Origin of the sequence: Caballeronia sordidicola, from assembly GCF_000729995.1 — a bacterium.
GTDB lineage: Bacteria > Pseudomonadota > Gammaproteobacteria > Burkholderiales > Burkholderiaceae > Caballeronia > Caballeronia sordidicola_A.
This window is the reverse complement of record NZ_JNFG01000002.1, coordinates 135,223-155,961: the sequence shown is the minus strand read 5'-3', so window position 1 is coordinate 155,961 and position 20,739 is coordinate 135,223. Positions and strand designations below refer to the sequence as shown.

General features: G+C 58.4%; 19 protein-coding genes and 2 pseudogenes. 9 read left to right on the top strand and 12 right to left on the bottom strand.

The window, feature by feature from the left end:
• Positions 1-241: 241 nt before the first annotated feature.
• The gene (locus tag FH08_RS0101675; RefSeq protein ID WP_031356646.1) at positions 242-895 is read left to right on the top strand and encodes an ureidoglycolate lyase; all 654 of its coding nucleotides are present in this window, start codon (positions 242-244) and stop codon (positions 893-895) included.
• A gap of 246 nt (positions 896-1,141) precedes the next feature.
• Here FH08_RS0101675 and FH08_RS0101670 read toward each other — a convergent pair whose 3' ends face one another.
• Positions 1,142-1,471: a GNAT family N-acetyltransferase gene (locus FH08_RS0101670; protein ID WP_051887632.1), complete on the bottom strand. Its 330-nt coding sequence runs from the start codon at positions 1,469-1,471 to the stop codon at positions 1,142-1,144.
• A 301-nt stretch (positions 1,472-1,772) separates the two neighbouring features.
• On the bottom strand, positions 1,773-2,648 hold the full coding sequence (locus FH08_RS0101665; RefSeq protein ID WP_235210260.1) for a LysR family transcriptional regulator: 876 nt from the start codon (positions 2,646-2,648) through the stop codon (positions 1,773-1,775).
• 97 nt (positions 2,649-2,745) lie between these two features.
• Here FH08_RS0101665 and FH08_RS0101660 point away from each other — a divergent pair, with 97 nt between their 5' ends.
• The gene (locus FH08_RS0101660; RefSeq protein WP_031356643.1) at positions 2,746-3,540 is read left to right on the top strand and encodes an SDR family NAD(P)-dependent oxidoreductase; all 795 of its coding nucleotides are present in this window, start codon (positions 2,746-2,748) and stop codon (positions 3,538-3,540) included.
• 116 nt (positions 3,541-3,656) lie between these two features.
• Here FH08_RS0101660 and FH08_RS48100 read toward each other — a convergent pair.
• The 5 genes and pseudogenes from FH08_RS48100 to FH08_RS0101635 all read right to left on the bottom strand — a co-directional run bounded on the left by FH08_RS48100 (position 3,657) and on the right by FH08_RS0101635 (position 9,062).
• A pseudogene (locus tag FH08_RS48100) lies at positions 3,657-5,110 on the bottom strand (IS1182 family transposase).
• A 70-nt stretch (positions 5,111-5,180) separates the two neighbouring features.
• A pseudogene (locus tag FH08_RS0101650) lies at positions 5,181-5,354 on the bottom strand (VOC family protein); the annotation flags it as partial.
• A gap of 210 nt (positions 5,355-5,564) precedes the next feature.
• Positions 5,565-6,023, bottom strand: a complete 459-nt coding sequence (locus FH08_RS0101645) for a hypothetical protein (RefSeq protein ID WP_031356641.1) — start codon at positions 6,021-6,023, stop codon at positions 5,565-5,567.
• Positions 6,024-6,501: 478 nt separating this feature from the next.
• On the bottom strand, positions 6,502-7,617 hold the full coding sequence (locus FH08_RS0101640; protein ID WP_235210259.1) for an HAF repeat-containing protein: 1,116 nt from the start codon (positions 7,615-7,617) through the stop codon (positions 6,502-6,504).
• A gap of 560 nt (positions 7,618-8,177) precedes the next feature.
• The gene (locus FH08_RS0101635) at positions 8,178-9,062 is read right to left on the bottom strand and encodes a LysR family transcriptional regulator (RefSeq protein WP_031356639.1); all 885 of its coding nucleotides are present in this window, start codon (positions 9,060-9,062) and stop codon (positions 8,178-8,180) included.
• 127 nt (positions 9,063-9,189) lie between these two features.
• On the opposite strand from FH08_RS0101635, the gene argC reads away from it, so the two are divergent.
• Positions 9,190-10,119, top strand: coding sequence for an N-acetyl-gamma-glutamyl-phosphate reductase (gene argC, locus FH08_RS0101630; RefSeq protein ID WP_031356638.1), 930 nt, complete (start codon positions 9,190-9,192; stop codon positions 10,117-10,119).
• A 318-nt stretch (positions 10,120-10,437) separates the two neighbouring features.
• Here the strand turns inward: argC and FH08_RS0101625 are convergent, their stop codons facing one another.
• Complete coding sequence (locus FH08_RS0101625; protein WP_031356637.1) at positions 10,438-11,364, bottom strand: LysR family transcriptional regulator; 927 nt, start codon at positions 11,362-11,364, stop codon at positions 10,438-10,440.
• Between the two features lie 124 nt (positions 11,365-11,488).
• Between FH08_RS0101625 and FH08_RS0101620 the strand changes: the two genes are divergently transcribed.
• The 3 genes from FH08_RS0101620 (at position 11,489) to FH08_RS0101610 (ending at position 13,085) form a co-directional block, all read left to right on the top strand.
• Positions 11,489-12,034 (top strand): carboxymuconolactone decarboxylase family protein, encoded by a 546-nt coding sequence (locus FH08_RS0101620; RefSeq protein ID WP_031356636.1) that lies wholly within the window; start codon positions 11,489-11,491, stop codon positions 12,032-12,034.
• A gap of 63 nt (positions 12,035-12,097) precedes the next feature.
• On the top strand, positions 12,098-12,730 hold the full coding sequence (locus tag FH08_RS0101615; protein WP_031356635.1) for a pyridoxamine 5'-phosphate oxidase family protein: 633 nt from the start codon (positions 12,098-12,100) through the stop codon (positions 12,728-12,730).
• A 142-nt stretch (positions 12,731-12,872) separates the two neighbouring features.
• Positions 12,873-13,085: a hypothetical protein gene (locus FH08_RS0101610; protein WP_031356634.1), complete on the top strand. Its 213-nt coding sequence runs from the start codon at positions 12,873-12,875 to the stop codon at positions 13,083-13,085.
• Here FH08_RS0101610 and FH08_RS0101605 read toward each other — a convergent pair.
• Positions 13,082-14,104, bottom strand: a complete 1,023-nt coding sequence (locus FH08_RS0101605; protein ID WP_031356633.1) for an LLM class flavin-dependent oxidoreductase — start codon at positions 14,102-14,104, stop codon at positions 13,082-13,084. The genes FH08_RS0101610 and FH08_RS0101605 overlap by 4 nt on opposite strands.
• Positions 14,105-14,406: 302 nt before the next feature.
• Positions 14,407-15,117, bottom strand: a complete 711-nt coding sequence (locus FH08_RS0101600) for an SDR family NAD(P)-dependent oxidoreductase (protein WP_031356632.1) — start codon at positions 15,115-15,117, stop codon at positions 14,407-14,409.
• A 406-nt stretch (positions 15,118-15,523) separates the two neighbouring features.
• Here FH08_RS0101600 and FH08_RS0101595 point away from each other — a divergent pair, with 406 nt between their 5' ends.
• Complete coding sequence (locus FH08_RS0101595; RefSeq protein WP_031356631.1) at positions 15,524-16,417, top strand: LysR family transcriptional regulator; 894 nt, start codon at positions 15,524-15,526, stop codon at positions 16,415-16,417.
• 179 nt (positions 16,418-16,596) lie between these two features.
• Here the strand turns inward: FH08_RS0101595 and yfcF are convergent, their stop codons facing one another.
• Positions 16,597-17,229 carry a glutathione transferase gene (yfcF, locus tag FH08_RS0101590; RefSeq protein WP_031356630.1) on the bottom strand — a complete coding sequence of 211 codons (633 nt, stop codon included), beginning with the start codon at positions 17,227-17,229 and terminating at the stop codon, positions 16,597-16,599.
• 574 nt (positions 17,230-17,803) lie between these two features.
• Between yfcF and FH08_RS0101585 the strand changes: the two genes are divergently transcribed.
• On the top strand, positions 17,804-18,931 hold the full coding sequence (locus tag FH08_RS0101585) for a C13 family peptidase (RefSeq protein WP_031356629.1): 1,128 nt from the start codon (positions 17,804-17,806) through the stop codon (positions 18,929-18,931).
• A gap of 328 nt (positions 18,932-19,259) precedes the next feature.
• Positions 19,260-19,526 carry a hypothetical protein gene (locus tag FH08_RS52445; RefSeq protein ID WP_160172427.1) on the top strand — a complete coding sequence of 89 codons (267 nt, stop codon included), beginning with the start codon at positions 19,260-19,262 and terminating at the stop codon, positions 19,524-19,526.
• A gap of 308 nt (positions 19,527-19,834) precedes the next feature.
• On the opposite strand, the gene FH08_RS0101575 is transcribed toward FH08_RS52445, so the two are convergent.
• Positions 19,835-20,599, bottom strand: a complete 765-nt coding sequence (locus FH08_RS0101575) for a glucose 1-dehydrogenase (protein ID WP_031356627.1) — start codon at positions 20,597-20,599, stop codon at positions 19,835-19,837.
• Positions 20,600-20,739 lie beyond the last annotated feature (140 nt).

The window sequence follows — 20,739 nt, the reverse complement described above, 5'->3', positions numbered from 1 at the left end:
CATTCGACGCTGTCCAATTTACTCCAAAGCCCGTTGAGGTCTTGACTGGCAAATCGATTCGCCCGACCGCTTCCACAAAGCACATACACAGTAGGCGATAGTTCGTGACTGCCGCAACCCGACCCGTTTCCGGCATTCAGTCCGACCTTGCCGCAGTGGCCGTTTTCGCGTGTACGAAGGTCGGCTAAACGCCTTGTTCGAGCACCTGCGGTCGAATCGGCGACTCGTGTAAACTGTGTCAATGACCCGCGAAATCGATTACCTGAACCCCGCCCTTCCTCCTGGCCTCCGACGCGTGTCGATGCCCGTGGTCGACGCGACCCCTACAACACTTGATGGATATGGCCGGCTTGTGACAGACCCGAGCGAGTGCTCCATCGAGATCGTGCAATGGCCGGCGGTGGGGACAAGGCCCATCGATCCTGGAACCGGTGATGAGGCAGGCACAACCGAAGGGACATTTGTGAGCGAATGGCGCGGGGATATTCTCTACGGTCGAAACGAGGCCGTGGGCGGTAACTACATCCTTGCGTACGCAAGGGAGCCTGAAGCAGCCCGCGACGACAACGCCAATGCCCCGGAACGCATGTTGCTTTGGCATGCGAACTATCACCCAGACGGCGGACAACTGTTCTTTCCACTCGACCATCTTCCGTTCTACATTCCACTGGCATTGCCCGGGGACGACATTGCACCGGAGAAGTTCGTGTGCTTTCGCTTCGATGGACAGCAGGGCCTCTACATCCACCCAAACGTCTGGCATGAAGGTGTGTTCACTCTTAGAGGGACGCAGCGGTTCTTTGACAAGCAGGGCGCAGTCCATGCGCGCGTCTCGGTCGACTTTGCCCGCGAGTTTGGCTGTCTTCTTGAGGCGCCGATCGCCAGTGCTGCCTAACCGTTTGGTCGAGGCGGCGATCCTCGCGGGAGCTTTGTTACCCAGGTCGAGCGGACATTCGAATGTCCGCCAGAGAGCTACGTCGAATGGCCGTAGATGGCCGGGTGTCGCCTCATGCAATGAGGCTACGCACTCGAACCTCGCAGGGCCTGCGATCGGCAGCACGCGACCCTCAAGCGACCGTCGATTTTCTCGATAGCGGACGGTCGCGGACAACCGCCCGGATCGTTGATCAAGCGCCAGAACCTACGCTGTGGGATAGATGGGGCGTTCAACCTTGATCAAGGAAAAAAGACGAACGTCGTGAAATGCGTCTTTCCAGTACCCCCACTGTCGCATGATGCCTTCCTCTATAAATCCCAAGCTGCGCAGAAGCCCTATAGACGCGTGGTTGTCGAGGTCGGTCGTTGCCTGAATTCGATTGATGTCCCAGCGATCGTAGGCATGGTCGACAATTGAGCTAAGAGCTTCGCGCATGAGACCTTGTCCCCAAAAGCGTCTCTCCAACTCGAAACCGATGCTCGCCGACCGGAAGGCCCCATTGATGGCGAGTCCGCAGGTACCAATAAGGCACATCTTGCCGGCAAACGGCAGGCTTGCTCAATCATGAGTAACTCATCCTCCATCCTATCCAGAACGAAGAACGTATGGCGTCTCGCTGTGCGACGAAATCTTCGGCAAGGATGGAATGTGAGGTGTTCGAGCAAGCAATACCAACCATGTTTCAGAGGACCTGGACCGTGTTCGTGCTCTGCTTCTTGAGCTTTCATGGCTCGCGCGATCAATAGGAAGTCCGCTTGACTGATCCGAAAGCCCCCTCCGCTATCGTCGACCATTTTTCCTAAGTTCGGGCGACTAAATACGCCGCGGTATAGCCTCAGCGAAAAAAATCGGTGGCTTGTCGCACACGCGCCGGTACAAACCGGCGTCTTGGCCAGATGAGGCTTATGTCTCTGGCGTCGCCTATAAATTCGTCGAGAACGGTGATGACGTCCGGATGTCGGAGATCATCGGCAAGAGAGATCTTGGCAAACAGGCCGATTCCCACACCGGCTAGAACACCAGCCCGGATCGCTTCGATACTGTTGGACGTGAGATTTCCGTGCACGGACACGCTAAATCGACCTTCTGGCCCTACAAAAGGCCAATGCGTTGACTCCGTCAAGCCGCGATATAAAAGGCAATTGTGATCAACGAGCTCGACAGGAGTCTTTGGCATTCCGCGTTGCTCGAAGTAGCGACGGGATCCGACGCAGACGAGAGGAGTGCTGGCCACGCGCCTGACGATCGCGTCAGGATCGTTCACGGGCCCCACTCGGATTGCCAGATCAATCCCATCTTCCACCATATCTCGCACGAAGTCCGAGAGAATGAGATCCACCTGAAGGCCAGGATTGAGTGATAGCAGGTCGGGAATAAGCGGCAAAATATGAAGACGGCCAAAAGTACCTGAGGCAGCGATCCTGATCAGACCCGAGACATTATGCGTGCTGCTGGTCAGCTCGCTGTCGGCATCATCCATCTCGTCAAGCAGCGGTTTTGCCCGATCGTAGTATCTCTGCCCCTGATCCGTCAGGGTCACGCGGCGCGTACTTCGGTTAAATAACACCACGCCGAGGCGCCTCTCGAGCGCGCCGATAGCCTTACTGATTGCCGACTGTGAATCGCCGGTTCGATGCGCGGCAGCTGTAAAACCGCCTGCTTCAACCACGGCTATGAAGGCGTTTAATTCGTGGAATCGATCCACTTCCATTCCTCCTGGGAATTAATATTATGGCAAATTAAGCTATTATCATTGGTTCCGACATCACTCACAATCCAGCTCTCTCCACAGCTGAAGGAATGGCGTCATGAATATTGATCTCACTGGCCGCAAGGCCGTCGTTACTGGGTCCACAGCGGGTATCGGCCGAGCCATTGCAGAAGGGCTGGGGCGCGCAGGCGCCGCGGTCGTGATCAACGGCCGCACAGAGAAGCGCGTCTCCACGGCGCTTCGGGAGCTTCGCGAACTCTTGCCAAAGGCGGAGTTTACCGGCGTCATCGCAGATCTTGCGACCCCGAAAGGCGCGGCGGACTTGTTCGCGCAGGCGCCGGATGCGGACATTCTCGTCAACAATGTGGGTACTGGGCGTCCGAAGTCCTTCTTCGAAATTGAGGATAGCGAATGGATCGATCTCTTTGAACTTAACGTCATGAGCGGTATTCGCGCCTCCCGCCACTATGTGCCAAACATGACGAAGCGCGGCTGGGGGCGCGTCGTCTTCATCAGTAGCGAGTCCGCGCTTGCCATCCCCAAGGACATGATCGACTACGCCACGACCAAGACCGCTCAGCTCGCCATTGCGAGGGGCTTGGCCGAGGTGGTCGGCGGAACGGGCGTCACCGTTAATTCGGTTCTCCCTGGTCCGACGAATTCGGAGATCATGGGTGGTTGGGCGCAGGCGAACGCAGATGCGCAAGGCATTACGCGTGAGGAAGCCGAGCAGCAGTTCCTGAAAACGAATCGCCCGACCACGCTCCTCAATCGCTTCGCGACAACCGAAGAAGTCGCAAACCTGGTCGTCTATGTCTGCTCGGAGCAGGCGTCGGCGACAACAGGCACTTCCTTGCGTGTCGACGGCGGTGTCGTTCGGACAATTGCATAGGGCACCCGCTTTTCACTCGCTCAACGCGGCCTCGGGAAGGGCCAAACCATCGGTTCCTTCCCGGAGTAGACGACAGCCCAAGTTAAATGTGCCTGCATTCGTACGAGTATTTCCACTCAAAAATAGCCACCCAGAGTTGCCTTAACCGCGCCGACCGGTTGGTCCATGGTGACACGATTCATGACGCGCTTCAGGTTGTAGGCCAATACCTGAAGACTCATTTCGGTGCTTACCCGTCCGAGCGTCCGGGTCAGAAAGTGTGTGGCACCCATCCACTGCTTGAGCGTACCGAATACATGCTCAACGGTACTTCTGCGGATGGTCATTGCATCAGGCTTCCGGTCGAGCCGGCGCTGCATGGCTTCCAGAATATGTTCGTGCTCCCATCGTCGGATTCGGCGATAGTCGCTGGTCGAACATCGCTCCTTGAGATGGCAACGCGGGCATGCACTGGGCCAGTACACCTGCAGATTCATGTCATGCTCAACCGTCGTAAATCGATGAATTGCACGCTCGCCTGCTGGGCATCGATACTCATCGTTCCTTGCAACGTAGACGAAGTCGCGCTTGGTAAAGAGTCCTTTCTTCCTTGATGCCGAGGTAAGTGGCTTCGGGACATACGCTTTGATTCCGGCCAGTTCGCACGCGCGGATATCCGGACCGCTGAAGTAGCCCCGGTCAGCCAGCACCTTCAGCTTCGGCTTGCCCATCGCGTTCTTCGCCGACAAAGCTATCCTGCTGAGTTGGCCTTGATCGCTTCCGACATTCGTCACGTCGTGTTCGACGATCAGATGATGCTTCGTGTCCACAGCGGCCTGAACGTTGTAGCCAACCGTTCCGGTTCTTTTGCCACCACTGGTCATGGAACGGGAGTCCGGATCCGTAAGCGACAACTGTCCGTCCGGTTGCTTCTTCAACTGCCTTTTGATTTGTTCGAGCTCACGCATCCGCTGGCGCAAGAGCGCGATCTTCTCGTACAGGCGCACGGTCTTCACATCGAAACCTATCGGACTGGTCCGATCCGCGGTTTCAATCATGTCGAGATATCGCTGAACGCTTTCCTCAATCTGCTGCTGACGCTTATCGATCTTGCCGGCCGTGTAGTTCCTGTCACGGCTGTTCACAGCCTTGAACTTGCTGCCATCGATGGCCACCATGTCGCTGGATAGTAGCTTCAGTCCGCGACACAGTTCGACGAAACGACGGCATACATGGCGAATGGCCGGGCCGTTGTCGCGGCGAAAGTCAGCGATCGTCTTGAAGTCTGGTGCCAGACGTCCTGTCAGCCACATCAGCTCGACATTGCGTTGGCATTCGCGCTCAAGACGCCGGCTGGAGGGTACACGGTTCAGATACCCATAGATATAGATCTTGATCTCACGCCCGGATGATAGGACGGGCGGCCCGTGAGCGCCGGCATGGTACCGTTGAAACCAAGTTCCGCCAGGTCCAACTCGTCGATGAAGGCATCTACGACCCTGACTGGATTGTCCTGTTCGATGTAGTCATCAACACATTCGGGAAGTAGTGCAACCTGGTTGCGGTCATCGCCTTCAACGAATCGCTTCATGAGTCACCCGGTCTCAATGCGTTGATTCAGTTTAGGCGATCAATGCGTTTTCACACAGCCTCGGTCGGTCTCGGTAGGGTTCGCCGACACGGTGCAGCGCAATCTCGATCTCGCCCGCCTTTAGCACCACCCATTCACCTTCAATCTCTTCCGTGACGGGAAGGTCAAAGTGCGTCTGATAAAACGACTTCAGCAATGCAACATCGCGGACATACAGTATCAACCTCGTCATTGAGACAGACATTTAGTTTTCCGAACGTGTTTTACGACCGGTGTGAGGCAACCGAAACCATTGCTATATAGAGTCGATTGTCAGTGATCTAGACATCGATGTCGACTGACCGATCCCGCCCGAACCCAGTCCGATGGCGCCGTGCGCTGCCTCAAGTGGCTTCCTCGGGCGCCACTGCAATGACGCCCGGCGTAGGGAATACGTCTGAGCATCTCTGGTGTCTCAGCGCACCGGTTCGATCTTGAAAGCATCGACAGCTACACCAAGGTCTACGCCTTCACCGCTGCCGCTCAACGCCATCGAGGTCGTTCCCTTGGTCAGCACTTGGGCAGTACCGCTACTCCCCGCGCCGGCCGAAACACCGGCCTGCGCATAACTTCCGTACACATCCCTGATGCTGTAGACATTGCTGATATCGCCGTGGCCGTTGACGTGGAACTTGCCAGCCGTCAGGCCGCCGCCGTGCACGCTGATCGTGACAGCGGCCCTTTGCCCATTATCGCAAGTTACTCTGCCGCGTCCTTCGGCATGCTGATAAATCGCCGACCATCCGGACATGCTGAAGGTCAGATGGCATTTCACCCGCGCGCCGCCTGCTTGAGCCGGGGTGGCGGTCAAGCCCGTCAGGGCACCCACGCACAGCAACGTGGCGACAGTCCGTACAAGGGTATGCTTGCTCATAGAAGTCTCCTGGCACATGAAGATGGGGTATCCAGTGTAACTATCATTCGTAGTTTGTCCGCTGACCGACGTCCAAATATCCATGCGGCAGTGCGGGCGAACGGAGGTTCATGGCCAATCCGGTCCCGCGCCGAAATTCCGTGAGCGACCCGTTTCAGTCATCCGAGATCGCCGAGACCGGACGTTTCGGACGGCACGGCGGTCGCCACTTGGTCTTGGCCGCGAACGGGCTACTCTCCGCTTGGAATAATGCTCCCTTTCTCATTCAGATAGTGTCCCCACGCTGCATGGTTGCACCCGCAACCAACCGGTGGCCCGTAGCCTGCACGAGAAAGCCGCGGCCAGACGTAACGGCCCGCGTTCGAGTGGCCATCCCTGTTCAGGGCAGGGCACGACACGACGGGCGCTGGGCGAGACCACGCGCGATCGCCGGTCCCGCAAGCTTAACAATGTTCTGTCAACCGCTGGAGATCGGCAATCATCTTTTCGGCTTCCAGATGACGGCGTTCCACGGGGTATAAAGTGTCGAGGAGGTACCCGCGACCTGGCCGCGACTGTTGATTGCGCTAGCCGAACCGCCGTTGCCACCGGGGAGCGTGCCCAGGTCGGTCATCACTCCGTGTTCATACAGAAAGGCGTGAAAGTTCCCGCTTGCATCGGTCGACGAGCCGACCACCTGGCCTCGATCGTTGATTCCGGACGCAGCACTGATATTGCCACCGGGGAGTGTGCCTAGGTCGGTCATCACCCCTTTTTCATACAGGAAGGCATGCTCGTACCCGCCTGGAGTGGCCGCCTGGCCGACCACCTCACCGCGATTGTTGATCGCGAAAGCGTCAGCGCTGTTGCCGCCGGGGAGCATGCCCAGGTCAGTCATCACGCCGTTGTCATACAGAAAGGCGTGATCGTTGCCGTCGGTTGCGGTAGTGGACCCGCCGACCACCTGGCCGCGATCGTTGATCCCAAAAGCCCAGCAGAAGTAGCCACCGAGCGAGCCCAGCTCGGTCACCACACCTTTTTCAAACCGAACGGCTTTGGCATCCGTGAGTGCATCGGTCGACCAACCGACCACCTGGCCGCGATTGTTGATGGCTGTGGCGATACTGGCGTTGCCACCGGGGAGCGTGCCCAGATCGGTCATCACCCCGTTTTCAAACAGAAAGGCGCGCTCGTTGTTCCCGTTTGCAGTGGACCAGCCGACCACTTGGCCGCGATCGTTGATCCCGTCTGCGGCAGCATTGTTGTCACCGGGGAGCGTGCCCAGGTCGATCACCTTCCCGTCTTCAAACAGGGTAGCGTGCTGGTCCCCGCTCACGATGTTCGAGAAACCGACCGCCTGGCCGCGCTCGTTGATTCCGCTAGCCTGGCTCGCATTGCCAGGGAGCGTGCCGAGATTCCTGATGACAAAACTTTGACCTGCGGCGGGCTGGAATGCGGCAGCCGTGAGCAGGCTGAAAACAATCAGGGCACGGTGAACGGAGTGCACACTGCAAATTGGCCTGCATGCGGTTTGCATAATAATTCCCTTTCCTGGGGCATGAACTGGATCGCCATCGGCAACCGGGCAGTAGGCATACCGAATGCGCTTTGACAAGGACGCAACCGATTAGGCACGGACTTCAGCACGACTTCGGTTCATGTGCGGCACAAGGCGGTACACCTTGTGTCTCAATGTCGGGAGAGGTCGACAGGAAGTAGAGTTTTTTTGTATTTAGAAGATGGGCGCAGACAGAAGTTATCGAGCAGTCTAGTACACGAAGTGGTTTCTTCAACTTATTAATTGTGAGGCAGATTAATGACAATGAAAAATTGTGATTACTTGCCTTTGCTCGACAGTGGGTTAAACAATAGCTTAGGTTCGAGCGCTCGATCCTCTGGACCTCGTCGAATGCGGGGCGGGTGATGCCCTATCCATTAGTAACGTGGAACTCGACCACAATATTGACGATCTTTGCAACACCGTCGACCGGCCGGTGTTGGCCGGCTGCCCTCCAATGCAATCGGCAGACACATCTCGAGACCTGCGCGCCAGCGATCGGTGGATCGCTATCCAATTCACCCGGTCAACCTTCTACAAAACGGCGATTCGTTCGTCGTGGTATGCGAAAGGCTACTGTCCCAGCGAGAACGAACCGAAGCGGCAAATGGCAATTCCTACGCCAATCGCAGATCCCACAACACATCGAGTACGTGTTGCGTGGAACGCTCGACGTGCCCCGCACGATGCGCAATGCCGAGCCGACGCCACAACGCCGGGCGCAGCGGACGCATGACAATGCGCCTGTCGGGTAATGGTGTAGTGGCCTCATGGGGCAACAGCGCTGCACCGTAACCTGCCGCTACCAGACTCTTGATCGCGTCGTTGTAATTGAGTTGAATGCGCGGCGCAGGATGGTGCCCTCCGGTCGCGAACCACTCCGCAGTCAGACGCGAGAGACGCGTGGTCGCGTCATTGAGAATGAGAGGTTGAGTGGCGAGCCACTCAGGCGTGATGCGAGCCGGACACCGCCAATGCGCCGGCACAAAGGCCATCACGGGGTCGCGGCGCCACGGCTTTATCACGAGTCCAGGCACCGGCGGCTGAGGCAGTGCGACCAGGCCAACATCCAGCGTTCCATCCGCCAGTCGGGACAGCGTTTCCTGCGAAGTGAGTACTGCAATCTGAATATCGATAGCAGGATGGTGTTGGCGCAGCACCTCAAGCGCTTGCGGCAACAGGTGCGCGATCGCGCCAGTCGACGCACCGAGCCGCGCGCGCCCTTCGAGGCCCTGCACCTGACGTTGAATATCGTCTAACGCCTGCTCTGCATCGGCCAGCAGTCGACGCGCGCGCTCCACCAGCACCTCTCCTATTACCGACGGCCTTACATGCCCGCGCTTGCGTGACAGGAGCGGAGCCCCAATACGCTCTTCGAGTTCAGCAATGTGGAGGCTGACCGTTGGCGGCGCCAGGTGCAACGCGCGGGCCGCATCGGCAAATGAGCCACGGTCGGCAATGGCGACCAGGGTGCGCAAGCGGTCCAGGCTGATCTCTCGCATGTCGGCGTCCAGATTCAGAAAAACTGAATGTTCACGTTATGAAATTCAACTTTCTCTATTCTAGCGGTGCGCGGAAGATAGCGGGCTCGTTCTACTTGTTATTACCCATGACCGGAGTATTCCTCGCATGAGCTCTCCCCTTGTTTTCATCGACGGCGACCAAGGCACCACCGGGCTGCAAATTCACGAACGGCTGCGCAACCGGACCGACCTTAGACTGGTCACGCTTGCCGCTGCAGAACGCAAAGATCCGCGGCGGCGTGCCGAAGCCATCAACGCGTGCGACATCGCCATCCTCTGTCTGCCCGATGCCGCCGCGCGCGAGGCAGTGGACGCCATTGTTAATCCTGCCGTCAGAGTAATCGACGCAAGTTCCGCCCACCGCACACAGCCGGACTGGACATACGGCTTTCCGGAAATGACTCTGGGACAGGCTGAGCGTATTGCGAACGCTCGTCGGGTCACCAATCCAGGTTGCTATCCGACCGGTGCAATTGGCTTGCTGCGTCCCCTGCTGCACGCCGGGCTCATACCAGGCAACTACCCGGTCAGCATTTACGCGGTGTCCGGCTACTCCGGACGCGGTCGTGCCGGCGTGGAGGAACACGAGGGGCACGATGCCGTCAACGCACCGTCATACCAGGTATATGGTCTGGAGCTCGCGCACAAGCACACCCCGGAGATCCGGCAGCACGCCGGGCTCGCGCAGCGTCCGATCTTCGTCCCTGCGTATGGTGCGTTCCGCCAGGGCATCGTGCTGACGGTACCCCTGGAGTTGCGGCTGCTGGCACCCGACGTGGACGGCGCCACGTTACACACATGCCTCGCACGCCACTATGCCGAGGCGGCCCACGTACATGTCTTGCCGCTGCACGAATCGTGCGTCTTGAAGCACCTGGATCCGCAAGTGCTGAACGGTACGAACGATATGCGCTTGAGCGTATTTCCTAACATGGAACACGGGCACGTCCTGCTATCCGCGGTTTTCGATAATCTCGGCAAAGGCGCATCCGGCGCTGCTGTTCAGAACCTGAACCTGATGCTCACGCAGCAGTAGTGGCCGATGGATTAAGCTGGCGTTCGACGGCACACCCCTATATCCACGATTATTGCCATCCTGGTCGCGGTCATCGAATGTCTTAAGCCGGTCGCACCGGGTTCCATGACGAGCTGCCGAAGTCGACCCTCAACAGCCCGTCGGGTCCACTTACCTTAAATGGCCGTTTGAGCGGTACAACGGCCGATGTTTTTGGGTTCGTCCAGCATATCGTCGGCAAAGGGAGCGGTTCCCCGGAGTGTCAGTTTGCATCGGCGCATGCGACCGCGTTGGAGGAACGTCGGCGGCCTCACCCATTTGGTCGAAACCCGGGGCTGGCTACACTTGCCCGACCGATGCGGCAACCTTTTTAAACACGTCGCGCAGGCGCGGGGCGGCAAAGTCAAGAAAGCGGCGCATCTTGAGCGGCATCTGTCCGCGCGAGGCATGGACGAGGTTCACAGGCACCGGGTCCGGTTCGAACGCATCGAGGATGATGCGCAGCGCGTCCGCCTCGACCGCTTCGGCGACCTGATAGTGCAGTAGCCGCGTTATCCCGACGCTGCGGATCGCGGCTTGTGCTGCCGCCTCCGTCGTCGTCACGGACAGACGCGGCACAACAGGAACCTCAAAGGTGGCGCCCGATCCTGGCGCCTTGAAGCGCCAATCGGGCGAAGGCAACGGCGTATCGACGGTGACGCACGGCAATTTCAGCAGATCGTCCGGGGTCCGAGGCACGCCGGACCCGTCCATGAGCGCGGGGCTTGCGCACACCACCGTCCGCATAAGGCCAACCTGTGTGGCCACCATCGAGCTATCGGGGAGCTTTCCGATCCGCACGGCCATATCAACGTGAGCATCGATCAAATCGATGTTGCGATCAGCCAGCATCAGGCGAACGTTGATTTCGGAAAACAGGGCAAGGAAGTCCGCCACCACAGGCAGGATGTGCAGCCGGCCTAGTTGAATTGGCGCGGTAATGACAAGTTCGCCCTTTGGCGTAGTGAATTCGCCAGCAGCCGCCTGTTCGGCTTCCTCAACTTGTTCGAGAATGCGCCGCGCAGCGGCGACATAGGCAACACCTGCATCCGTCAGCATGAGCTTGCGCGTTGTGCGGATTAGCAGGCGCGTGCCCAGAAGTGTTTCGAGGTCAGTGATTTTCCGGCTTAGCGTTGCCAAGGGCACCTTCAAAGCACGTCCCGCTGCCGAAAGGCTTCCGGTCTCGGTCACGGTCACCAGCATCGACATGGCCTCAAAGCGGTCCATCCACCCTCCCATTTTTCGGTGAAATGATTCCCAAGATTACCGGATTATCTATGGAAGTGAAAAGCCGCATGATGTTTCCCAGACGAGCCAATTCCGGTTCGCACATCTCAAAGGAGACTCCATCATGTCCCGCCTCTCGATCCCGGTCCTTGACGCCGCCCCGGAAGCCTCCAAGCCCGCGCTTGATGCCGTTCACAAGCAGCTCGGCGTCGTGCCGAACCTGTTCCGTCTGATCGGCAGCAGCCCCGCCGCGCTCACCGCCTTTACCGGCTTTCAGGGCGCGCTCTCGAAAACCCTCGACCTGAAGACCCGCGAACGGATCGCGCTGGCCGTCGCCCAGGTCAACGGCTGCGACTACTGCCTGTCCGCTCACACCTATCTTGGCCTCAATCTGGCGAAGATCAGCCCGGAAGAAATCGCGCTGAACCGTAAGGGCGAGTCCGGAGACGCGAAGGCGAACGCGGCCGTCCAGTTCGCCGCCAAGGTGGCGAAGGAGCGCGGTCACGTCAGCGACGGCGACATCAAGGCTGTCCGCGATGCCGGTTTCACCGACGCTCAGGTTGTGGAGATCGTCGCGTTGGTCGCGGAAAACAGCTTCACGAACTACCTCAACGAAGTCGCCAAGACAGAAATCGACTTTCCCGTTGTGCGAGCTGCAGAAGCCGCGTGACGCCAATCGGGCCGGGGCGGTGCAGCCCCCGGCCCGCACTATTTCCAGCAGCGGAGCCTCGTCATGTCCTATGGCTTTCTCGATGTTGCCGTGACACCCAGCGTCCGGGCCGTGCAGGCCAAGATGGGCGCCGATCGCATTTGGCAGGACTTCAAGGGACACCGCGAGTTCGACCGCTTCACGGAGAACGAAGCCGCCTTCATCGCCGATCGCGACAGTTTCTACATGGCGACGGTTTCGGAGACGGGTTGGCCCTATGTCCAGCATCGAGGCGGTCCGCGCGGTTTCCTGAAACTCGTCGATGAACGCACGCTTGCCTTTGCCGACTATCGTGGCAATCGCCAATACATCAGCACTGGCAACCTCGCGGCTAATGATCGGGCCAGCCTGTTCCTGATGGACTACGCCCATCGCGCGCGGCTCAAGGTCTACGCGCATGTGGAAACCCTTGCGCTCGATGACGACCCTGCACTGACCGAACTTGTCACTGTGCCCGACTACCCGGCTAAGCTCGAACGCATCTTCCTGCTGCGCCTGGAAACGTTCGACTGGAATTGCCCGCAGCACATGACACCACGCTTCACCGAGCAGGAAATCGCCGAGGCTGTTGGCCCACTTCGCGACCGCTTGGCTCAACTCAAAACTGAAAACGCGGAGCTACGCGCTCGCCTCGCCAAGCTGGGACATTCCCAATGAACAGTCAGCGTCCAACACTCCCGCAGCTGACGGCCGAGACCGGGGTTGAAAGGTTCGCAGAGCAGATTAGTTTTTCGAGGGTTTGGAGTGGCGTAATCGTCGCAATCTCAATGACTGATTTTTGATTCAAGCAAACGGCTGAATGGCCCGCAAGCTGCACGATCGATTGTCGTTTTCCGGCCGGCCCCTGCCCGTTGACGATCGGCTGCACACAACATTTCGCAACGAACAGTTGCCCGGTCCTTCCAAACACAGCGCTATGTGGCTTGACCCAGTCTTCCTGAGCGAGCCGGATTCACAACACCATGGCCTTCTTGGCCATTTTCCGGCCCTTCAAAAAGGTGTTGTGCTCTAGCGCCAACCAAGGCCAGGGGCGACATGCGTGATTATCGATTCGATTACGTGCGCGCAGTACTCAACGCCCAGTTGATTAGGCACGGTGAGCAGCAGCGTATCGGCGGCTGCGATCGCCTCGTCCTTTGCCAGCTCTGCGATGAGGACTTCAGGTTCCGCGGCGTAGTTGCGTCCGAAGATCTTTTGGACATCGTCGTCCAGAAATCCGACCGAGTCCCGGCTCTGAGCGTCGCGCCCAAAATACATCCTGTCCTGGTCGTTCATGAGCGCGAAGATGCTCCGGCTGACCGACACCCGCGGCTCTCGCGTATGTCCCGCCTCTTTCCAGGCGTCACGGTAGGCGCGGATCTGCTCTGCTTGCTGGACATGAAGGGGGCGGCCCGTTTCGTCGTTCTTCAATGTCGAGGTCTGAAGGTTCATGCCCATCTTCGCCGCCCACACTGCGGTTGCGTCGGAGCCCGAACCCCACCAGATGCGATCGCGAAGACCTTCGGAATGCGGCTCGACCCGCAGAAGGCCGGGCGGGTTCGCAAACATGGGCCTTGCATTCGGCTGCGCAAAGCCCTTGCCCCGCAGCACCTCATAAAAGACTTCCGTGTGGTGACGCGCCAGATCGGCATGCGTTTCGCCCTCGCCAGGTGCGTACCCGAAGTACCGCCATCCATCGATAACCTGTTCACCCGAGCCTCGGCTAATGCCGAGTTGCAGCCGTCCGCCGGCAATCAGATCGGCTGCGCCCGCCTCTTCCGCCATGTAGAGCGGATTCTCGTAACGCATGTCGATAACACCCGTGCCGATTTCGATCCTGCTAGTTTTTGCGCCAACGGCTGCAAGCAATGGAAAAGGTGATGCCAATTGTTGAGCGAAATGATGGACGCGGAAGAACGCTCCATCTGCGCCGAGCTCTTCGGCGGCGACTGCCAGGTCGATGGATTGCAGAAGCACATCTGCTGCCGAGCGTGCCCGCGAATGCGGAGAATTGGCCCAGTGGCCAAAAGAAAGAAAGCCAATTTTTTTCATGGAAACTTCAACCGAAGAAGAGCAAATGCAGGATCGCAGGGAGGTAGCCGAATAAGCATGCTTCGGCTTTGCGACGATCTTACTGGAACCGCGTAGACGTCGCAGAATCCAGCTCTTGCGAGTCGCTGCGAAACGCTCCTTTGGGCCACTTCTCAAAGGCATCTCTCACGATTGGGAGTGCCGTAAAGGCGCTACGCCAGTTGCGCCTGGGTCAACCCGTTGTCCATTGCCCGGTTTGCGTAACTGTCCATCTGTTGGCAGCCACCGTACTGAGCGTCAGCGGCGCCCGAAAGTCTTAGTGCTTAGCGGCCGGCACTTTGGCCGCCGTCGACGTGCAGGATTTCTCCCGTAATGAACGGAGCCGAATCCAGGAACAGAATCGCGTCGGTGATATCGCTCGTCTCGCCCATGCGACCCAGCGGATGCAATGCATCGAGCATCTCGTGATATTCCACCGGGTGCATTGGCGTCTTGATGACTCCCGGCGCAACGGCGTTCACGCGAATCCCTTTCTTGGCGTACTCAATCGCCAGTGACTTCGTGGCGGCGTTCAGACCGCCCTTGGTCAGCGCTGCCAGTACCGAATACACACCGCTGATCGCAACGTCACCGATGCTAGCCGTCACGCTAACCACGTGGCCGCTCGAATGCTTTTCCATTTCGGCAATGGCGAGTTGCGTGATGTAATAGAAGCCCGCCATATTCACGTTCATCACAGCGGCGTAGTCTTCCTTGGTGTTTTCCGTGAAAGGCTTACCAATGTATATGCCGGCGTTATTCACCAGCGTGTCGATCCGGCCAAACTTTGCGACGCCTTCGGAGATGACGCGTTGAGCGGTTGCGGGGTCCCCAATATCACCGGCGACCGTCAGGATGTCCGGATCTTCCGACGGTTTGATCGAACGTGCCGTCGCTACGACGCGGTAATCGAGTTTGCGAAATGCCTTGACGACGTCGGCACCAATGCCTTGCGATGCGCCGGTAACGACGACAACCTTTTGTGACGTGCTCATGCTTAACTCCAGAAAGACCTAATTGTTTGGCTTGACGCCGATTGAGCCGGCGGCTCCGATAAGCCTGAATGTGGGTGCATTGCGCTAACTTGCGAATACCCGGGCCGGACAAACAGTCTTGCGTAGCGAGAACGAATGGCGCATCGACTGCGATACTTGCCATAACGCTTTGTGTAGTTGTAGTGACTTGCCGCAACGGTCTGGCCGTCGTCGCGCGGGAGATTTTCTCTACTCCCGTGAGGGCAACCCTGCCCTAAAATCGGCCTTGCACTGACTGGCTTGCTTCAAAAATTGATTTCGAAATCCAGTCAGTTTTATCGCCTCATCCTCGCGTGAAGTGAATAGTGATTCATTTGCCCCGATGGCGGTAGAATGCCGAGATGACTTTCAGTTATTCTCCGCGCGAATGAATGACAAACTATCGACCCTCCAGCTGTTCGTACGGGTTGCCTATACATCGAGTTTCACCAAAGCTGGCCGGGAATTGGGCTTAAGCCAACCGTCGGCATCGCGGCGCATTTCGGAACTTGAGGAGGAAGTCGGCGCTGCGCTATTCGTGAGAAGCACGCGAGCCGTCACGCTGACGGAAGCAGGTACCGATTACCTCGCCCGCGTTGAAGCTATTCTCTCCGCCCTGAATGAAGCAGACCACGCTGCGCGAGGAACCGCGGAGCTGCGAGGCCATCTACGCGTTGCCCTGTCGACCAGTTTCGGGGTCCGCGAGGTTATCCCGAGGATAGGACGGTTCATGAGCGCGCATCCGGCTTTGCACGTTGACTTGCGAATGGTCGACGAGCGGCAGGATCTGATCATTGAAGGCGTGGATGTGGCGCTTCGCTTCGGACAGTTGAAGGACTCGAATGCCACCTCAACAATGCTTGGGCGCTGCCCCCGCATGCTAGTCGCCTCACCGGACTATCTGGCCAACAAGGGAATGCCGGTCGAGCCAGACGATCTGGCCGACCATACCTTCATCATGACCCCATCGGGCGCCGGGGTGCGAGGATGGACCTTCGAGAAGGATGGACACCGGGCCATGGTCCACGGAAAGGGACGTCTGACCATCTCCCTGAACGAAGGGACCACAGCCGCGGCCGTTGCCGGCCTCGGGATTCTGGCAACGGGGTTCTGGGGGTGCCGTGCCGAGCTGTCCGATGGCCGGCTCATCCCCTTGTTGCCGGACTGGGCGGTCGAGCCACTTGAAGTCAACGCTGTTTATCCCGCTGCCCGGGCTGCTCCGCCGGCCGCCCGCGCATTTGTTGCCTATCTTGCAGACGAACTGAAAGCGATCTCGGTCTAGTGGTCGTTTTACCGCCAAACCCGTGCTTTGCTTGCCAGCTCGCGAGAGATCAGCAAGTATCGCTTTGGTTCATAGCGTCGACCACGGCGTTACCGGCCATGCCGCCGACTCGAACAAAAGTCGGAGTCGAGCAAGAATACGCGAGCCGCAGAACCTGCATCTCGCTCGGCTTCACACGTTCAAAGCGGAGGACGGTTCAATTCAATCCATCGCTGCACGGAGGGTCGCTCCCACTGACGCGTAGCGTAATCGATCAACTCACTCGGTACCGGATCGCCATTCAGAATGAGGCGATTTAGCATTAACGTCAGATCGGTATCGGCGATGCACCACGTTCCAAACAGATCCGCTGTATCAGCCGAAAGCAAAGCCGTAGCCGCTGAAAACAACTTCTGCGCCGCCGCGTTTGCTGCAGGGGTGAGCGGTGCTCCGCGATATCCGTAGAACACTACCTCCGTCGGGCGTTCCTGTCGGATAGGCATCAGGTCGCTACGGAGCCACGCTTGCACCTGACGTGCTCTCGCTCGAAGATGGTGATCGCGTGGATAGACGATTGTCTCCGGGAATGCATCGTCGAGATATTCGGTTATTGCTGAGGACTCCGATAAACTGAAATCTCCATGCGTCAGCGTGGGTACGCGCTGCGTCAACGACTTGGCAGCGTAGCTTGCTTCGCGATTCGCATGACCGCCGAGATCCACAGTCGAAAGGTCGAACGGCAATTTCTTTTCGTGAAGAGCCACGAAAACCGACATGGCGTAGGGGCTCGCAAACTGAGCATCGGCATATAGGCGAAGACGACTCTTTTCCAAAGCTTTCTCCTTGGCTGTTACTTTCGTACGGGGGCTTGATGATATACGGCGATTGAGCGCATTCGGCTGACATGTATTAGTCTCTGGACAATCAGGGGCTTGTGCCTGACACAAATCGACCCACCAGGGACAGTTTCAGACCGTATTGTCGACGAGTCGTCCAAATCAAAGAATAGGTCAGGTGCTTGAAACCGAGCCTCGCCACGGACACAGTCGGCTAGATAGACTGCCGCCCCGCGATACCCTGTCCATAGGGAGTAACGGAGTTGCGAATTGCTACGCTTATCGTAGACAAATACAAATAAATCGAACGTAGTTTTGCGATACGGATATTCTCTGCGATAAACAGGCCGGGTTTCTGCGCGCTCGCAGTGCTGAGTGTTTGCAGGCGTGTCGTTTGACAAGCCGGACGTATTAACGAACTACGTCGAGCCTCCGTTTTGAACACAAGTGCCCCTTTCAGGATTGCGTCTGTCTTACGATGCAACCGATGGCGGGTTGTAAGCGCTAGAGAAAGCGTGTCGGTCTCGGTGCCCGTGCGAATGGCGCGTAAGACGAACTGGACGAAAAACAAATGAGACAAGCCCAACCGACACTCTACTTGCGCGTGCTTTCAGCACTGTTGGTAACCATTGCCTTGATCGGATGTGCCGAGTTGTCGCCTAGTGACCCAGATGCGCAGAAACAGAGCACGGCGCTTCAGCAGCAGCAAGATGCGCAGGCCGTGCAGGCCACAACCCAGGCGACAGGTCGACGCGTGTGGTTTGCCGGCTTCGCCATGAACTCAACCTCCACCGCCTTTCAGAATGACATGGAGCTGGTTTCGCGCCGACTCTCCGAACTGAGCGGACCAGTGCTGAAGTACGAAGACAGCAATGGGCAGCAGACAGATAAGTTGCGTTTCCCGTTTGCGACTCCGGCGACGCTTGCCGAAACAGTACAACAGATTTCCAGCCATGCCGGACCCGATGACATCGTGGTGGTTTTCATTTCCACCCACGGCAACCGGAAAATTCTCAGCGTGAATGTCGCGCACCACGAGTTCAAGCCCATGACCGCCACGCAACTGTCGGCCGCGCTCGCTCCTCTGGGTGATCGGCCGACGGTCGTGATACTTGCCGCCTGCTTTTCCGGGTCGTTCCTACCCGAACTGCAGGGTGAGCGGCGCATCGTGATCACGTCGGCCTCGGGCGAGCGAGCGTCCTTCGGATGCCAGGCTGACAGTCGCAACACCTTTTTCACCGAGGAACTGTTTGCGAACGCCTTCGATGTCTCGAAGTCGCTATCACAGATGATGGCTGAGGCCAAAGTGAGGGTCGGCCGACGTGAGCACGCGTTGAAGTTCCCGAACTCCGAGCCACAGATGTCGGTGGGACTGAAGGTGCGGTGGTTGGCGGAACGGCCTTTGAAAGACTGGTTTCAACCTGGCAAGGAAACCACTGACGTGCCCCCTGTCGCCCCTCTTTCCTTACTCGGCGATGCCGGTAAAAACGCCTATCACGCATACCAGTCCAAACCCTTTCCGCGTGCGTTCGTCATCTCGAGCGGAGGAGGCGGGCAATATGCTGTGGGTACAACACCGCAAGACGCTTCCCTACCTTCTGATCCTGCCGCGCGGGCGCTCGCGCTGTGCAACCGACACGGGCTTGCGGACTGCAGGCTTTACGCCGTGGATGATCGCGTGGTTTGGACCGGTAATTGACCCTGCCAGTATCCAGAAACGGAGGTTGATTGAACGCTCCTGGCCGACCTCTGCCTGACGCGCCAATATCCTGGTGTCGTCTTGTCAGTGACAATGGTCGTGCGGACGTCGCTCACGGAGCCTCCATTTTTAAGCGCTTTATCTAAGCAGTACCGACTCGCTATGGTTTTGGCCGCGCCACTCCCTGATCGCAACCTGACGGGCGCTATCTCCCCCCCCCGTTTGGCAAGAGCTTTACCCTCGATGTCCTTGGCGAACAGGGGTGTCTCCTCGGCATTGGGGAATGCGGCACTGCGGGCTGGATCCGAAGGCTGAAGGCGCCGTGACGATGAAGCATCGTCGAACCGGCGCGGTCATCGGCATCGATTGGCAACCCGAAGAAGCGGATCTGCCGTTTAGCTTTAGCCAGGTCGAGACTCGGGTAAATCCAGCATGGGCTGCCGAGCGTGCCGCTCGCGCGGAAGCCTTTGCGACAGGACGGCGCATTCAGGTTTCCAACCGCACGCCGCAAACAAAGCGTGCCGAGCTCGCGTTGAAAACGGCAAGAGAAAAGCGCGCTCCGCGAAAGCGCAGTTCTATTTCCGTGAAGGATTGACCTTTTATGCCGACCCGCTGGCTGTCGGGACGTAGAACGCCGGTGCCCCAATGAGATCGGACTGCCAAGTCCACGGCCGTTAAAACCGAGTCTCACGGAGATCCCATGCACATACCCAGCGATCGGGTGTTGAGGCCCCCAGTGCGTTTCATCGTCCCAATCCAGAGAGAACGTCCCCCGGGGCATCGCCGGTGAGGTTGATGTGCTCGCAGCCAAGAGGCGAAAGGTAGTCGTGTCTCGAGAGCGCCTGAGCGCAGATGCTTGAGCACGGTGCGGCGAGGGAAGAGCCCGGCGCCGCACCCTGTGGGTCACTTGCCGCCAGTGACATCGAGGAACGTGCCGGTGATGAAGGAAGCCTCGGCGCTTGCCAGCCATAGGATCGCCCGCGCAACCTCTTCAGGTTGACCACCTCTTCCCATGGGGATTGAGTCCTTGACGCGATCCACCCGTCCCGGCTCTCCGCCGCTGGCATGCATGTCAGTGTAGATGTGCCCAGGGCGAATGCAGTTGACGCGTATCCCATCCCGCGCGACTTCCTTGGCGAAGCCGGTAGTGAATGTCTCAACGGCACCCTTCGACGCAGCGTAGTCGACATATTCGTTAGGACTGCCGAGCCGTGCTGATGCCGATGAGATGTTGATCACGGAGCCGCCCCGCCCGTTGTGACGATACGACATGCGCTTAACCGCTTGCTGTGCACAGAGGATAGGGCCGATCGAGTTGACCGCGAAGATACGCCGCATCCGCTCGAATTCGAGATCCTCTAGCCGGGACTGCGGCGCAAGTACCGCGGCGTTGTTCACCAGAACGTCGATCCGGCCGAACTCCCGGTCGATCGCGGCGAATAGCTGAGCGACCTGCTCGGGATCCGCGCTATCTGCGCGCACGGCTAAAGCCCGGCGCCCAACAGCTTCTACATCAGCCGCCACAGCGAGGGCGGCAGACTCGTTGGAGACGAAGCTTATCGCTACATCGTAACCTTGTGCGGCAGCAAGCCGCGCAGTCGCCGCGCCTACGCCACGAGCTCCACCGGTTATCAGAATTAACGGGGCGTGGTCTGGAGTCTTTGGCATATTGATATTCCTCACGGAGATTGAGAATGGGCGAAGAAGGCACTCAAATACAAGCTACCGAAAAATTAGGAATGCGTGCGATTGGGGGTGCCCTCAAGAAAGGGGTTTTTTCCTACGTTAAGACTTCGCCTTGGTCGTCT